Annotated in this window: 12 protein-coding genes; 6 read left to right on the forward strand and 6 right to left on the reverse strand. The window is 72.4% G+C overall.

Going from position 1 to position 14,471, the window contains the following annotated elements:
- Nucleotides 1-136: 136 nt before the first annotated feature.
- Nucleotides 137-1,603 carry a hydrolase gene (locus tag ACIRP2_RS29670; protein ID WP_404255561.1) on the reverse strand — a complete coding sequence of 489 codons (1,467 nt, stop codon included), beginning with the start codon at nt 1,601-1,603 and terminating at the stop codon, nt 137-139.
- A 250-nt stretch (nt 1,604-1,853) separates the two neighbouring features.
- On the opposite strand from ACIRP2_RS29670, the gene ACIRP2_RS29675 reads away from it, so the two are divergent.
- Together ACIRP2_RS29675 and ACIRP2_RS29680 are read left to right on the forward strand one after the other, a co-directional pair.
- The gene (locus ACIRP2_RS29675) at nt 1,854-3,935 is read left to right on the forward strand and encodes a DUF4139 domain-containing protein (RefSeq protein WP_404255705.1); all 2,082 of its coding nucleotides are present in this window, start codon (nt 1,854-1,856) and stop codon (nt 3,933-3,935) included.
- 8 nt (nt 3,936-3,943) lie between these two features.
- Nucleotides 3,944-5,506, forward strand: coding sequence for a DUF4139 domain-containing protein (locus ACIRP2_RS29680; protein ID WP_404255563.1), 1,563 nt, complete (start codon nt 3,944-3,946; stop codon nt 5,504-5,506).
- A gap of 96 nt (nt 5,507-5,602) precedes the next feature.
- Here ACIRP2_RS29680 and ACIRP2_RS29685 read toward each other — a convergent pair whose 3' ends face one another.
- Entirely contained in the window at nt 5,603-6,538 is a 936-nt protein-coding gene (locus ACIRP2_RS29685) for an oxidoreductase (RefSeq protein ID WP_404255565.1), read from the reverse strand.
- 104 nt (nt 6,539-6,642) lie between these two features.
- Here ACIRP2_RS29685 and ACIRP2_RS29690 point away from each other — a divergent pair, with 104 nt between their 5' ends.
- On the forward strand, nt 6,643-7,245 hold the full coding sequence (locus tag ACIRP2_RS29690) for a TetR family transcriptional regulator (RefSeq protein ID WP_404255707.1): 603 nt from the start codon (nt 6,643-6,645) through the stop codon (nt 7,243-7,245).
- A 199-nt stretch (nt 7,246-7,444) separates the two neighbouring features.
- On the opposite strand, the gene ACIRP2_RS29695 is transcribed toward ACIRP2_RS29690, so the two are convergent.
- Nucleotides 7,445-8,062 carry an HAD family hydrolase gene (locus ACIRP2_RS29695; RefSeq protein WP_404255567.1) on the reverse strand — a complete coding sequence of 206 codons (618 nt, stop codon included), beginning with the start codon at nt 8,060-8,062 and terminating at the stop codon, nt 7,445-7,447.
- Between the two features lie 404 nt (nt 8,063-8,466).
- Between ACIRP2_RS29695 and ACIRP2_RS29700 the strand changes: the two genes are divergently transcribed.
- The 3 genes from ACIRP2_RS29700 (at nt 8,467) to lnt (ending at nt 11,689) form a co-directional block, all read left to right on the forward strand.
- The gene (locus tag ACIRP2_RS29700; protein WP_404255569.1) at nt 8,467-9,330 is read left to right on the forward strand and encodes a universal stress protein; all 864 of its coding nucleotides are present in this window, start codon (nt 8,467-8,469) and stop codon (nt 9,328-9,330) included.
- 69 nt (nt 9,331-9,399) lie between these two features.
- Nucleotides 9,400-9,897 carry a nuclear transport factor 2 family protein gene (locus ACIRP2_RS29705; protein WP_404255571.1) on the forward strand — a complete coding sequence of 166 codons (498 nt, stop codon included), beginning with the start codon at nt 9,400-9,402 and terminating at the stop codon, nt 9,895-9,897.
- A gap of 100 nt (nt 9,898-9,997) precedes the next feature.
- Nucleotides 9,998-11,689, forward strand: a complete 1,692-nt coding sequence (lnt, locus tag ACIRP2_RS29710) for an apolipoprotein N-acyltransferase (protein ID WP_404255573.1) — start codon at nt 9,998-10,000, stop codon at nt 11,687-11,689.
- On the opposite strand, the gene ACIRP2_RS29715 is transcribed toward lnt, so the two are convergent.
- From ACIRP2_RS29715 to ACIRP2_RS29725, 3 genes are all read right to left on the reverse strand, one after another.
- A complete protein-coding gene (locus ACIRP2_RS29715; RefSeq protein ID WP_404255575.1) occupies nt 11,640-11,987 on the reverse strand; it encodes a hypothetical protein in 348 nt (115 codons plus the stop codon). The genes lnt and ACIRP2_RS29715 overlap by 50 nt on opposite strands.
- A 252-nt stretch (nt 11,988-12,239) precedes the next feature.
- Entirely contained in the window at nt 12,240-13,139 is a 900-nt protein-coding gene (locus tag ACIRP2_RS29720) for a Gfo/Idh/MocA family protein (protein WP_404255577.1), read from the reverse strand.
- Between the two features lie 83 nt (nt 13,140-13,222).
- The gene (locus ACIRP2_RS29725; protein ID WP_404255579.1) at nt 13,223-14,434 is read right to left on the reverse strand and encodes an FAD-dependent monooxygenase; all 1,212 of its coding nucleotides are present in this window, start codon (nt 14,432-14,434) and stop codon (nt 13,223-13,225) included.
- Nucleotides 14,435-14,471 lie beyond the last annotated feature (37 nt).

The following is a 14,471-nucleotide window of genomic DNA, read 5'->3' on the forward strand; positions in this document are numbered from 1 at the left end:
CGCCTCGTCGGTGGGCCGGGCCGCTCCGCCCTGACGGAGGCGGTCGCCGGTCACGGCGGTCCCCGTCCGGACGGGGAACCTGCAGCAGAACCCTCCGGCACCCGAGCGCGCCCGTGGCGCCGAGGGGGTTCGCGGTTCAGCTCACGTCGACCGCCGTGTCATCGATGACGAACGATGTCTGGAGCTTGCTTCCCTCGGTCCCGGTGAACTTCACCGTGACCGTCCGCCCGGCACAACCGGCGAGGTTGAACGTGCGCAAGGTGTATCCGGGGGCCGCGTCCAGGTTCGAGTAGGTGGCGAGCGTGGCGAGGACCGTCCCGGAAGAGGCGTCGAGAACCTGGACCTTGAGGGTGTCGTAGGGGGTGGTGCCGGTCTCCGCGGTGTCGATGTGCAGGTGGAAACCGAGGGTCGCGGAGCAGCCGGAGGGAATCGTGACGGACTGGGAGACCGTGTCGGTGGTGGCGGTGCCGTTTCCGTCGAGCCACGCGTAGTACGAGCCGGTGCGCGGGGACTCACCGGTAGCGTCGGTGATGACTCCGTCGGTGGCGTTCCAGGAGGTGGCACCGGACTCGAAGCCGTTGTTGCGCAGCAGTTGGGCGGTTGTGCAGGGGTCCGTGCCCCCACCGCCTCCCCCACCGTCGCCGGTCGCACCGGAGAGCCATGCGGTGGCGTTGAGGGCGAGAGCCGCGTTGGTGGCGCTGGAGTCGTGCCATCCGTCGTAGAGGGTGTTGCCCGCCTGGCCGGTGCCGTCGTCGACGGGTGAGCTGTCGCCCCAGAAGGCGACGCGGCCGCTGCCGAAGGTGCTGGTCGCGAAGAAGGCGCCGGTGTTGCCGGAGTGACCGGTGCGGTAGAGCAACCCCTTGACCGCGGGGTTGTCGGCCGGCTTGAGCGTCGCGGTGGTGCCGTCGGCGATGAGGCTCTTGGCGACGGTGCCGAAGGAGCCGTGCAGGACGGGATCGGTGCTGTCGTCGATGGCCGCCGGATGGTCGGAGCCGACGTCCGACGTGTCGACCGAGAAGCCGAACGGGTCCGTGGAGTCGACGCTGTTGTCGGACATCAGGTCGTTGAGGATCTCGACCGCGTCCTCGCCGTCGTTGTTGCGGTCCGCTCCGCTGTGATCGGAGATCATGAACAGGCCGCCACCGTTCTTGACGAAGTTCATGACGGCCGTCTTCTCGGCCGTGGTGAACAGCGTGTTGGGTTCGGGGAGGACCAGGGTGTCGAAGTTCGAGAGATCGGTCGCCGTCGACCCGCCGTAGGCGAGACCGGCTCCCGGGGGCAGCGTCTTGAGGCTGTAGTCGCCGGTCTGCTGGAGGGCGACCCCCCACGAGGACAGCGCGCCGGTCCAGTCCGTCTCGGCGGACGGAGTCGGGTCCTGGCCCAGGGGGTCGGGCTGGCTGGTGGAGATGATCCAGTCCGCGTTTCCGGCCGTCTCCGCATGGGCGTTGTCGAACAGGACACGGTACGGGGCGGCCGCCGCGGAGGCCGGCGCGGAGGGGACGGCGGCCGGCACTGCGTCCGCCTGGGTGGCGGCTCCCGCGACCAGCAGTCCGAAGGCGGCGAGTGCGGCGGTCGGTCCGCCGGCTTTTCGGTGTCCGAGCATCCTGCATACCTCCGAGCGGGGGTGGGGGAAGAGGCGGCGCGGGTGCCAACTCTGCGCGCGTAGAACGATGGTGGGCTCTTACTGCACAGCTAATGAACTGTACATGACATGCGCTTTGCCGAACAGAACCCGCGAACCGCCTGCACACCGTGACAGCGGGCAGCGGCCGCCATCCTTCCGATTCCACGCGGACACGCGGACCGCCCGGGCGTAAGCTGCGCTCGACGTGGACGCGACGGGGGCGAAGCGCATGCAGAGGTGGGGGTCGACCCTCGATTCGGTCGTGGTGTACGCGCAGGGCGCGGTCTGCCGACGCACGGCCCGGGGCAGCGCGTCGCCCGACGGCCGGGTGCGGGTGACGGGACTGCCCCGCTCGCTGGACCCGGGCTCGCTGCGGGCCCGTGTCCTGGGCGCCCCGGGGGTGCGCGTCACCGAGGTCCGGACGGAGGTCGAGGCCGAGCCGCTCGGCACCGGCACGCCCGACGAGGCGCGGCGCGAGGTCGAGCGGCTGAGCGACGAGTACGCGGCGGCGCAGGGACGCCGGGACCGGCAGCTGAACCTGATCGAGGAGGTCGGGGCTCTCCGCCCGGTCCCACCTCCCCGCAGGCGCGAGGACCCGCACCGCCGCACTCCGGTCGACGCGTGGCTGGAGCTCACCGACTTCGTCGACGAGCGGCTGACGGGACTGCACCGGCGCCTCGTCGAGCTGGAGAAGGCACTGCGCGACGTCGAGCACCAGCTCACCGTCGCCACCGACCGACTCGCCCGCGCCTCCACCGACGCGCCGTCAGTGCATGTGGAGACCACGGTCAGCACGGTCCTGACCCTCGACGGCACCGGTGATGCGGAGGTGGAACTGGAGCTGGAGTACGGGGTGCCGGGCGCCGTCTGGGTGCCGACCTACCGCCTCACTCACCGTCAGGGCGACGGCAGCGGCCGTCTCGTGCTGCGCGCCTCGGTCGCCCAGCGGACCGGCGAGGACTGGACGGGCGTGCGCATCGCCCTGGCCACCGCCGATCTCCGGCGCCGCACCGACCTGCCGAGGCTCCGCTCGGTCCGGATCGGACGCAGTCAGCCCGCCCCCGCGCCTTCCGGCTGGCGCGAGCCCCCGGCCGGGCTCGTCGACCTGTTCTCCGGCTACGACACGGCAGGTCCTCGCCCGGCCCCGACCGCCGCACCCGCGGCCGTCGGGGCAGTCGCAGTCTCCGCGCGCGCGGCTTCCGTGGGCGGCTCGTCGTCCGGTCCCGTTCCGCCACCGCCGCCGGCACCGCAGGGCTACGGCGGGCCGCCGGCCGCGGTCCCGGCGCCCGGCGGCCCGGCCGGTGCTCCCCCGGAATCCTTCGGTGGCAAGATGCCCGTCCCCGCGCAACCAGCCGGGTCGCGACCGGGCCACAGGCCGCGTACGGACGGCAGGTCCTTCGCGGCTGCCCCTGCCTCCATGGCTGCGGGGGCCGGCCTCGCTGCGCCGCCACCCCCTCCGGCACCGATGACCGGTCCGCCGCAGCCGAGCGGCGCCGAACTCGACTATGCCGCTCTCGTCCTGTGCGGCCCCGACGAGCAGGGCGGTCGCAGAGGCCGGCTGTTTCCCGGCTCTCCCTTCGATCCGGTGGCGGCCGAGCACCGCCGCCGTGCCGAAGCGGTGGCCGCGCTGCCGTTGCCCGGACAGGCCGTGCGGCCCCGCGAGTCGGCGGGTTCCTTCGACCACCGCTTCGATGCCACCGCCCGCGCCGACATTCCGTCGGACGGCACGTGGCACACCGTCACGGTCGGCGAGATCCCGGTCGGCCTGCGTACCGAGTATCTGTGCGTGCCGTCCGTGGAGCGGACCGTGTACGCGACGCTGGTCCTCTCCAACGCCACCGACCAGGCACTGCTGGCCGGCCCGGTGGAGATCACCGTCGACGACGACTTCCTGCTGACCGCCGCACTGCCCACGCTCGCCCCCGGCGGTGTCAGCCGGGTCGGGCTCGGGCCGGCCGAGGGCATCCGGGTCACCCGCCGCACCCACCTGCGTGAGTCCGCCTCGGGCCTGCGCAACAACACCACCGTGCTCGACCACCGCGTCCACGTGGAGCTGGCCAACCGGCTCGCCGGGCCCGTCACCGTGGAAGTCCGCGAGCGGGTGCCGGTCACCTCCGAACCGGACGTCCGGATCGAGGAACGGGCCGACTGGACGGCACCCGAGGAAGGCGCGGGACCCGATCGACATGCGCCGGGCACCCGCGTCTGGCGACTGGAGCTGCCCGCAGGCGCCACTGCCGCGCTCGACGGCGGCTACGAGATCCGCATCCCGGCCGGCAGGGCCCTGGCCGGCGGCAACCGCAGGAGCTGACACACGCCATGCCCACGGCCCCGAAGCCGATCGCCCTCCCCGTCACCGCCGTCACATGCCTCGAGGATCGCGCCCAGGTCGAGCGCGTCGTCGTGCTCGACCTGGAGGCCGGCGTCCAGCGGCTGCGTCTCGGGCCGGTCAGTGCGCTGGCCGTCGACCGGACCGTGCATGCCGAGCTGACCGCCGATCACCTCGCGACCGTGCTCGACGTGCGGATCGTCCGCAGCTGGACACCGCGCGGGCCGCTGTCGTCCGCCGACGACGACTCCGCCCTGCGCCACCGTGTGCACACCCTCGAGGAGGAACGGATCGCCCTGGGGCAGCGACGCGACCGGCTGCATGCCCGCCTCGACCTGCTCGGTCGCCTCGCCGCCGACGTGCTGCGGGAGATCGGCGAGGGCGCCGGCTCCGGGGAGAGCGAACGGCCCCGCTGGGCCCGCGAACTGGACCGGGTGGACAACGAGCGTGACGCGCACGGCGAACGACTCCGATCCGTGGAGGCCCGGCTGGACACCCTCGCGGTCGAACTCGGGGAAGCCCGGCGGGCCATGGATCTCTCCGAGGAGGAGCCCGCCGAGCTGGTCGGCCATGTCGAGTTGACCGTGAAGTCCGCCGTCGCCGGGCCCGTCGAGCTGCGCCTGAGCCACCTCACCCCGTGTGCGCTGTGGCGCCCCGTGTACCGGGCCGTGCTCGACGGGGACTCCCTGACACTGGAGACCGACGCGATGGTCTGGCAGCGCACCGGGGAGGACTGGTCGGACGTACGGCTGACATTGTCGACGGCCCGCTCGGCACCGGCGACCGATCCGCCACGGTTGGTCGAGGACCGGCTGACGCTCAAGGACCGCTCGGCGGCGGAGCGCCGCACGGTCGACGTCGAACTGCGGGAGGAGGAGATCGGGACCCTCGGTCCGGCCCCGGTGCTCGGCCTGCCGGGGGTGGACGACGGCGGCGAGGCCCGGGTGCTGAGATCCCCCGTGTCGGTCTCGGTGCCCGGTGACGGCCGCGCCCACCGAGTGCCGCTCTCGGCGTTCACGACGGCCGCGCGCAGTGAGTACGCCTGCGCACCGGCCCTGTCCCCCTTGGTCACCCAGGTGGTTCGGGGCGACAACCTGTCCGGCCACGCGCTGCTCGCCGGGCCCGTGGACCTGGTCCGCGGCGGCGGGTTCAGCGGCCGCGGCACACTGGACTTCACTGCCCCCGGCGCCCCTGTCGAGCTCGCCTTCGGCAGCTGCGACGACTACAGGGTGGTCCGACATGCCGAGGAGTCCCGTGACTCCCGCGGTATCACCCATCGCACCGTGGTCACCCGTACGGTCCGGCTGCATCTGTCCCGGTTCTCCGCCCCCGGGGAGCGCGGAGAGCGGTCGGTCGCCCTCCGGGAGCGGATCCCGGTCTCCGAGATCTCGGCGGTGGAGATACGCCTGCGCAAGGATTCGTGCTCCCCGGCCCCCGACGTGGTCGACGCCGAGGGCATCGCCCGCTGGGATCTCGTCCTCCCGCCCGGCAGTCGCCGCACGGTCACCCTGGTCTACGAGCTGTCGGCGAGCGCCGGAGTCACCGGGCTCTGAGTTCGGTGGGCCGCCGGCCGGAAGAACGTGGCCGTCGAAGCGGCGGACCGAGAAGTCGACCACCCCACGACCTCGCCGTGCGGGTCGAAGATCGAGTCAGACCGGAGTCGGGAACTCGAACCGCACGTCGGTCATTTCTTCCGACACCTCCCACAGACGACGGGCCGTCCCGGCGTCGGCCGCCGCGGAGGACAGCCGCACCCGCGTCGGCGCGCCGCGCAGCTCGGCCGGACCGTCCGGCCCGATGAAGTCGCCACTCTCCGCGTTCGGATCGGTCGCCGCGTACAACTGCGGCAGCGCGCCCTGCGCCGGGGTCTGGGCGAGGAGCGGCCCGCCCACGCGGCCGAACACCACGCGCCACAGGGCGACGGCACCCATCTGCAGGTTGGTGGCGGTGTAGCCGGGATGTGCGAGGACACTGCGCACCGGGCTGGCGACCGCGGTCAGCCGCCGGTGCAGTTCCCTGCCGAACACGGCGTTCGCGAGCTTCGACTGGTTGTAGAAGGCCATGGGTCTGTACCGGCGCTCACCGGCGAGGTCGTCGAAGTGGATGCGTCCCTGGCGGTGATTGATCGAACTCACCGTGACCACGCGCGGGTCGCGCCCGGCGGCCAGCAGATCGAGCAGCAACCCGGTGAGCGCGAAGTGACCGAGATGATTGCAGGCGAACTGCAGCTCGTGGCCCTGCGCGCTCGTCGACCGGGGCGGTGCCATCACACCGGCGTTGTTGACGAGGACGTCCAGCCTCGGACGGTCGGCGCGCAATTGCTCCGCGAAGGTCCGGACCGAGTCCAGGTCGGCCAGGTCGAGGCGGCGGACCTCGAGGTCGGCGCCCGGTTGCTCGGCCGTGATCTCCGCGACCGCCCGGCGCCCCCTCTCCTCGTCACGTACCGCGAGGATCACGCGCCCGCCCCTGCGGACGAGCGCCCGGGTGGTCGCCAGGCCGAGCCCGCTGTTGGCTCCGGTGACGACGAACACCCGATCGGTCTGGTCCGGGATCTGCTCGGCAGTCCAGCTCTGCTGCTGTTTCATGCGGCACAGATTGCCTTTGGTGGCATCGAGTGTCAAGACGCCCCTTGGTGTCATGCAGGGCATGGCGATACGATGATGCGGTGAGTTCCCGTCCTGAAGTGACCATGGCCCAGCGCAAACGTCAGCTCGTCTCGAACGAGTTGACCGAAGCGGCGCTGCAACTGCTGGCGCTGAAGGGGTTCGACGCGGTCACCGTCGACGAGATCGTGACCGCCGCCGGCGTGTCCAAGCGGACGTTCTTCCGGTACTTCGCGTCCAAGGAGGACGTGGTCGTCCAGTTCCTGGCCGACATGGGCACCGGCATCCGGGCCGAGCTGGCGGCTCGCCCCGTCGAGGAGCGGCCCTCCGTGGCGCTGCGGCACGCCGTCTCGGTCCCCATCGCCGCCTGCGCCGATCATTCCGACAGGGCCCTGCGCGTGGTTCAACTGATTCTGCGCACCCCCGCCCTGCTCGCACGCTTCATGGAGCGCCAGACACAGTGGCGCTCTGACCTGACGGCGGAGCTGACTCACCGTCCGGGGCCGGTCCCCGACACCGATCTGTACCCGCAACTGGCCGCCGGAATGGCGCTGGCCGCCTTCGACGCCGTGCTGCGGCGGTGGAGCGGCAGTGACGGCACCGAGGACCCGATCGAACTGATCGACCGCGCCTTCGCCGTGATCGCCCCGGCACTGGACGCCGCCCACACGACGGGGAGGACGGGGTGAACCCCGACCGGCGGGGCTCGTAGGCCGAGTCGGCGGGGCCTTTTGACGCTCGGTCGCGTGTCCGATCCGGAGCCGCCGAGAGGCCTCGCGCCTCGCGCCCGCGCCGCTGAAGGATCCCCGCGGCGCCGCACGACCGACCGGCGCGGCGCCGCACGATCGACGCAGAGGAACGCCGGGAGGGCGCGGCCGGGGTGCGGGATCAGTCCGGTCGCGCCGACGTCAGGTGCCTCTCGATGGCGCCGATCGTCTCCGCGTTGGACTCGAAGAGGAGCCCCCGCATGCCGGCCGCACGCGCCGCGGTGACGTTGACCACGACGTCGTCGACGAAGAAGCAGTCCGCGGGCCTCACCCCGAGCCGCGCGCACGTCACTTCGAACGCGGCCGCCGCGGGCTTGAGAATGCCGATCTCGTGCGAGTAGACGATGTCGTGGACCAGGGCGCCGAAGCCGTACCGCTTCTCCTCGCGTTCCCGGGCGCCGACGAAGCTGTTGCTCAGGATGCCGAGCCTGCAGCGGGAGGCGAGGGACCGTACGTAGTCGATCAGCTCCTCGTTGGGGCTGCCGAGGTACTCGTCCCACAGGTCGGCCATGAACGCCTCCGTCTGCGCCGCGTCCAGGCCGAGGTCCGCCGCGACCCGTGCCCGAACCCCCGACTCGTCGACCGTCCCGACACTCCCCGCTTCCCAGACATCACCCAGCCGCTCGTGCACGGCACCGGGCGGGAGACCGAGTCGCCGCTCCCACGTCCCCTCCCACCCCGTGGCGGGAGTCGTCTCCAGCACTCCGCCTATGTCGAGGACGACGCAGCACGATTCCATCCGGACCACTCCCGCTTCCGTTCCCGGCACCCGGGCGGCCGACCGTCCGGGTGCTTCCGACAGGCACACGCTGGGGCCTGCCGGGAGGAAAGGTCAAGGAGCGGCCGGTACGCCACCGACGGGTGGGAGCACCCCCACCCGTCGGTGGGCGACGACCGCCCGCACCGGCGCCTTGACGACAACCGCCGCCCGGCCGTGGCGGCGGAGGCGGTCCCAGTACGCCGAGCGGAGTACCGGAGGCCGACGCCGGACGCAGGCCGGCCGTACCTTGCGTGGCATGCGGCGGCCGTACACCAGTGGCGGCATCCGGCCGGATCCTCGGGCAGATGGGGCCGAAAGTCCCTGCCGCGCCATGTGCGCGCGTACCAGTGTGGGACATGTACCACCGGAACCTGGAGGGAATCATGACCGCCACCGAGCTCCCCGTGATCGCAGCCGTGGACGGCTCGTCGCACAGCCGTGACGCGCTCGACTGGGCCGCCCACGAAGCCGTCCGCCGGAGGCTCCCGCTGGTGATCGTCCATGCCCGCACGCCGACCCGCCGCGCCGTCCCGGAGGCGCAGCAGCGCGAGGCGGAGGAGTTGCTCACCCGGTCCGTGCGAAGGGTGGCCGGGATCGCTCCCGATCTGCACCCGAGGACGCTCGCGCCGCTGGACTTTCCCGCGGCGTCGTTGACCTCGCTCAGCAATGAGGCCTCGCTGATCGTCGTCGGCTCGCGCGGCCTGGGAGGTTTCCGGTCGCTGATGCTCGGCTCCAACAGCCTGGCGGTCGCCTCGATGGCCAGATGCCCCGTCGTCGTCGTCCACGGCGGACCGTCCGACGAGCGCGACGAGGAATCGAAGGACGCATTCCCCGACATCGTCGCGGGCGTCGCCGCCGACGAGAGCAGTGGAGCGGTGCTGGATTTCGCCTTCTCGGCGGCCGCCTCCCGGCCCGGTGCGCGACTGCGGATCGTGCACGGCTGGACGATGTTCTCCTCGATGCTGTCGGGCGGACCCGTCTTCGACCGGGACGCGGCGGCGGGTGCGGCCGAACGGAGTCTCGCCGAAGTCACCGCGGGCCGGCGGGAGCGGTACCCGCAGGTAGAGGTCGTCAGGGAACCCGTCGGCGGCTCCGCCTCACGCACCCTGGTCACCGCCTCGGCCACGGCGGCACTGACCGTGATCGGGCGGCGCAAGGGCGGTGAGTCCCTCGGGCTCGGGCTCTCCCCGGTCGCGCAGACCACGCTCACGCACGCGCTCGGCCCGGTGGCGGTGGTGCCCTGCTGACGGCATCGCCCGGCCCGCCGTGCGTGCACGCCCCTTGGCCTCGCGCGCCGGCGGGCAGACACTGACCCGATGACGCAGCGCGTGGATCTCGCGACCGTGATGGACCGTTTGTCCATCGATGCAGTGATCACCGGCTATGCGAGGGCGGTGGACGACGGCGCATGGACGGACTACCGCGCCCTGTTCACCGAGGACGGCCGTGCCGACTACCTCGGTGCGGGCGGTATCGAAGGGTCCGCGGCCCAGGTCGCCCGGTGGCTCGCGGAGACCATGCGGCTCTTTCCCGTCCGCCAGCACCTGATCGTCAACCGTCTGGTCGCCCTCCTGGACCCGGACGGCTGTCCGAGCGACCGCGCCGAGGTGCGGGCCGACTACGTCAACCCGATGCGGCTGGAGAGCGCGGGAGGGGACGGGAGCGGCTCCGGGGCGCGGGCGGGCGCGCTGAACTTCGTTTCCGGCGGGCGGTACACCTTCACGCTGGAGCGCACGGGGAGCGGCTGGCGGATCCATACCGTCACCGTCCACGAGAGGTGGCGCGGCACCACGGACCCGCTCCTGCCGGGCTGATCCGGTCCATCGGGGCTTCCGCTCCCCGGCCCGGGGGAAGAACTGCGGAACGGGGAGCCAGGGGGGAGACTGCTGATCAGGCGGGACGAGGAGGCGCGGCATGCGAATTCCGGCCGGTCGGCGCGAGCAGTGGGAGCGGATACTGCGGTCCGGCCGGTGGCGAGGCTGTCTCGCGCTGCTCGCCGGTGCGCTGCCCGCGCTCGCGTTCCCCGCGCCGTCCCTCTGGTGGCTCGCCCCGGTGGGACTGGTGCCGTGGCTGCTGCTGATCCGCTCCGCCGGTACGGGACGCAGGGCGGCGCTCGACGGCTGGCTCGGCGGCACGGGCTACCTGCTCGCCGTGCACCAATGGCTGTTGCCGAGCCTCCATGTCTTCCTCGTGGTTCTGGCGGCGCTGCTCGGTCTGCTGTGGGCGCCCTGGGGACTGCTGGTCCTGCGGATGCTGCGCGGGACGGTGTCCGCCGCGAACGCGGCGGCCGCGGTCGTCGTGGTGCCATGCGGCTGGCTGATGATCGAACTGGTCCGTTCCTGGCAGGGTCTCGGCGGCCCCTGGGGGCTTCTCGGTGCCAGCCAGTGGGAGGTGGCTCCGGCACTGCGGGTGGCTTCCGTCGGCGGAGTGTGGCTGGTGAGCCTTCTGCTCGTGGCGGTGAACACCGCGGTCGCCCTGCTGTTCGTGAACGCCGCCGCCCGTACGGTCGCCGTCCTCGGCCTCGCGGTGTCCGCTGTGGCGGTGGGGGCGATGGCGCAGTGGGCGCCTCGGCCCGAGCAGTCGGGCGTGGCCAGGATCGCCGTCGTGCAGCCGGGGGAGATCGCGGGTCCGCGGAGCGTCGAGCGGCGGTTGGCGGTCGGTGAGCGGCTGACCGGCTCCCTGGTGGGACGCGACCTCGATCTGGTGGTGTGGGGCGAGAGCAGTGTCGGCATGGACCTCTCGCGGCACCCGGACATCACTGCCCGGATCGCGGCCCTCTCGCGTCGGCTGGGCGCGGATGTGCTGGTCAACATGGACGCCCGGCAGACCGGCGGATCCGGGCGGAGGGGGATTTTCAAGTCCGCGGTGCTGGTGGGTCCGGACGGGCTGACCGGGGAACGGTACGACAAGATGCGGCTGGTGCCGTTCGGTGAGTACGTCCCGGCCCGGTCGGTGCTCGGGTGGGCCACGTCCCTGGGCAAGGCCGCGGGTGAGGACCGGCTGCGGGGCACCCACCCGGTGACGATGCGGCTGCCTTCGGCGCTCGACGGGAAGGGACTGCGCATCGGGCCGCTGATCTGCTTCGAGTCCGCGTTCCCCGACATGAGCCGGCGGCTGACCCTGGACGGCGCTCAGGTGCTGATCGACCAGTCGTCGACGTCGACGTTCCAGCACAGCTGGGCCCCCGCACAGCACGCCTCGCTCGGAGCGTTGCGCGCAGCCGAGAACGGCCGCCCGATGGTGCATGCCACGCTCACCGGTATCAGCGCGGTGTACGGCCCGCAGGGCGCCCGGGTGGGTGAGCCGCTCGGTACGGACACGAGCGGTGCCGTCGTGTACGACGTACCGCTGGCGTCCGGTACGACGCTCTATGTGCGGCTGGGCGACTGGCCCGTGCAGGGCGCGGTGGCGGTGCTGGCCGTGTTCTGCGCCTTCGAGGGGGTGCGGTGGTTGCGCAGGCGCGACCGGGACGGACCGGCCGGGGCGAGGACCGCGGCGGCTCCGGTGCGGTCCTCGGGTCCGGTGGACGCCTCACGCTCGGGGACCGCCCCCCGCACTATCCCGGGCCGTGCACGGAGACGATGTGGCCCTGGGCGTCGACGGTGAGCGCGACGCGCTCGACCCTGTTCGTCACGGCCAGCACCAGCCACACGCCGCCCCAGAGAAAGCAGGTGAAGACCATGAGGACGGCGTGCAGCACATGGTTCAGCGGCCGGCCACGGACCATGACGACCTGGGTCTCGGAACGGGACTCCACGCGCCAGCCGCTCGCGATCCGCTGATTGACCGCCCAGTCGAGGATCAGCGCGCGCTGCATCGCGTCGGGCGGCCGCCCGTCGGCCGAGTAGTAGCCGGGCGGCGGCTGGAGCGCTCCCCAGCCCGTTGGCTCGTCGTGGGGCCTCACGAGGTCACCTCCACGGGCCGGTGGTCCATCACCCCAGCCTGCATCGGGGTGGGGCCCGACGCATCCCGGGGGCCGGTGGCCCCGGGACGCGCACGCTCGCAGAGCCGCCTCGGGCAGGACGAGTTCCCATGACGGTCGGGAGCGACGAGCTCGCAGAGCCGCCGCAGCGTACGGGGCTGGAGATCGTGGGGCCCGGGTCACCCGTACCTCGCACGTCATCGGGGCAGCCCTCGGGCGGTGGTTCCTCCGGACTCAGGCGACATCCAGGTCGCGCAGGATGCGCTCGCACAGCTCGTGGGTGCGCAGGGCGTCCTCGGCGCTGAGCACCTTTCCGGCCCGCACGGCCTCCAGGAAGGACAGCACGCTCTGCTCGATGCCGCGCTGCCGGGCCACGGACACCCAGTCGCCGCGCCGCCGCACGCTGGGCTGCCCCTTGTGGTCGATCACCTCGGCGAGGTTGACGACCTCTCGCTTGGAGTCCTGCCCCGAGACCTCCAGCCGCTCCTCGGTCGAGCCGCTGAGCCGGTTCATCATCCCGATGGCGGTGAATCCGTCGCCGGACAGCTGCAGCACGACATGGTGCATCAGCCCGTCGCGGATCCTGGCCTGCACAGCGGTGTGCTCGACCGGCCCCGGAACCAGGAAGCGCAGGGTGTCGACGACGTGGATGAAGTCGTCGAGCACCATCGTGCGGGGGTCCTCGGGCAGGCCCACCCGGTTCTTCTGCATGAGGATCAGCTCGCGCGGATGCTCGGCACACTGCGCGTAACCGGGCGCGACCCTGCGGTTGAAACCGACGGCCAGGCTCACCCCGCGCTCCTCGGCGAGACTCACCAGCCTTTCGGAATCGGCGAGTTCGTAGGCCAGCGGCTTGTCCACGTACGTGGCGACGCCCGCGTCCAGCAGCCGGGCCACGATCTCCGGGTGCACGGCCGTCGGCGCGTGGACGAAGGCGGCGTCCAGCCCCTGGTCGAGCAGCGATTCCAGATCGGTGTGGCACTGCCCGGACGGGATCCGGTGGGACTCGGCGACCTCGGCCAGGGTGGCGGGGGTACGGGTCTGCAGATGCAGTTCGACCCCGGGCCGAGTGGTCAGAACCGGCAGATACGCCTTCTTCGCGATGTCGCCGAGTCCGATGCAGCCGACCTTCACAGGGGTCTCCCTCTCACTGTCCGGCGCGGGCCCGTGCGGTGCCGTCGGACGAGGGTGCCCCGTGGAGCCCTTCGGACCGATGTCTACCGCGGTGACCTGTGCGCCTCCTTCGTCCGGGCAGCATACGTGTGCTGCGGCGGCCGCCAGTCCGCGATGCCGTCGAAGGTCCGCAGGACCAGCGTGGGCCCGAGCCGCGAGGCGACGGACATCAGCGTGTCGCGCAGCACCACGGCCGGACCGCTCCTCAGACACATGAGCCGGGCGGCCTGAGCGGCCTTGCGGACGACGGCGGATGTACGGGGCAGCCGGTCGGCGGTGTACGCCGCCAGACCCGCGCCGAGATCCCCCTCGGGCGTCACATGGTGGGCGAGCACGATCGCGTCCTCGACGGCCTGGTTGCCACCCTGTCCCAGGCTGGGTGCCATGGCATGCGCGGAGTCGCCGAGGAGGACGACGCGCCCGCGGTGGAAGGACGGCAGGGGGTCGATCAGTTGGTGCACGTCGTTGCGGAGCACCTGGCCGGGCTCGGCGGCGGCGATGATCGAGGGGATCGGGTCGTGCCAGCTGCCGAACCGCCGCATCAGCTCCGCCTTCTCGTCGTCGGCGGCACGGGCTCCGGCGGGGGCCACAGCGGCCCCGTAGGCATAGATCCGGCCGTCCTTGAGCGGCTGGGTGCCCCAGAGGGCACCACGCCCCCAGGTCTCGTGGGGGGCGAAGGGCCGCTCGGGCGCGGGGACGACGATGCGCCAGGTGGTGAACCCGGCGTACGAGGGTCCGGGGTGGGCCGGGAAGAGGGCCTCGCGCACGCCGGACCTGATGCCGTCGGCGCCGACCACGAGGTCGGCCTCGATGTCCCCGGACGCCGTTGTGACCACGGCCCGCGCCCCGTCCGCGACGCCCGGGTCCAGCAGTTCTGCGGCGGCGTCGGTACGGACGGCGGAGTCGGGCAGCCGGGCCACCAGGCGGTCGACGAGGGCGGCCCGGTGCAGCAGGACGAGCGGGCCACCGAACCGCGCGGCCGCGGCTGCGCTGTTCGTACGGGAGAGCCAGCGGCCGCTCGGGGTGCGCATGCCGCCCTCGCCCTGCCAGGCGGCGAGTGACCTGATCTCGTCGCCGAGACCGATGACGTCCAGGGCGCGCTGTGAGTTGGGGGCGAGGGCGATACCGGCACCGACGGGTTCCAGGGAGGCGGCGCGTTCCAGAACAGTGACCCGCCAACCACACGCATGGAGAGCCACCGCCGCGGTGAGTCCGCCTATTCCACTGCCGATCACGACGGCATGGGGATGGTCCATCGGTCCTCCTCGATTCCTGGGACTACACCTGTAGTGA

Source organism: Streptomyces sp. NPDC101194 (assembly GCF_044767885.1).
GTDB lineage: Bacteria > Actinomycetota > Actinomycetes > Streptomycetales > Streptomycetaceae > Streptomyces.

Excerpts from the sequence above, each read along its gene's own strand:
- ACIRP2_RS29670 (WP_404255561.1), bottom strand. The coding sequence starts at position 1,603 with ATGCTCGGACACCGAAAAGCCGGCGGACCGACCGCCGCACTCGCCGCC.
- ACIRP2_RS29675 (WP_404255705.1), top strand. The coding sequence starts at position 1,854 with ATGCAGAGGTGGGGGTCGACCCTCGATTCGGTCGTGGTGTACGCGCAG.
- ACIRP2_RS29680 (WP_404255563.1), top strand. The coding sequence starts at position 3,944 with ATGCCCACGGCCCCGAAGCCGATCGCCCTCCCCGTCACCGCCGTCACA.
- ACIRP2_RS29685 (WP_404255565.1), bottom strand. The coding sequence starts at position 6,538 with ATGAAACAGCAGCAGAGCTGGACTGCCGAGCAGATCCCGGACCAGACC.
- ACIRP2_RS29690 (WP_404255707.1), top strand. The coding sequence starts at position 6,643 with ATGGCCCAGCGCAAACGTCAGCTCGTCTCGAACGAGTTGACCGAAGCG.
- ACIRP2_RS29695 (WP_404255567.1), bottom strand. The coding sequence starts at position 8,062 with ATGGAATCGTGCTGCGTCGTCCTCGACATAGGCGGAGTGCTGGAGACG.
- ACIRP2_RS29700 (WP_404255569.1), top strand. The coding sequence starts at position 8,467 with ATGACCGCCACCGAGCTCCCCGTGATCGCAGCCGTGGACGGCTCGTCG.
- ACIRP2_RS29705 (WP_404255571.1), top strand. The coding sequence starts at position 9,400 with ATGACGCAGCGCGTGGATCTCGCGACCGTGATGGACCGTTTGTCCATC.
- lnt (WP_404255573.1), top strand. The coding sequence starts at position 9,998 with ATGCGAATTCCGGCCGGTCGGCGCGAGCAGTGGGAGCGGATACTGCGG.
- ACIRP2_RS29725 (WP_404255579.1), bottom strand. The coding sequence starts at position 14,434 with ATGGACCATCCCCATGCCGTCGTGATCGGCAGTGGAATAGGCGGACTC.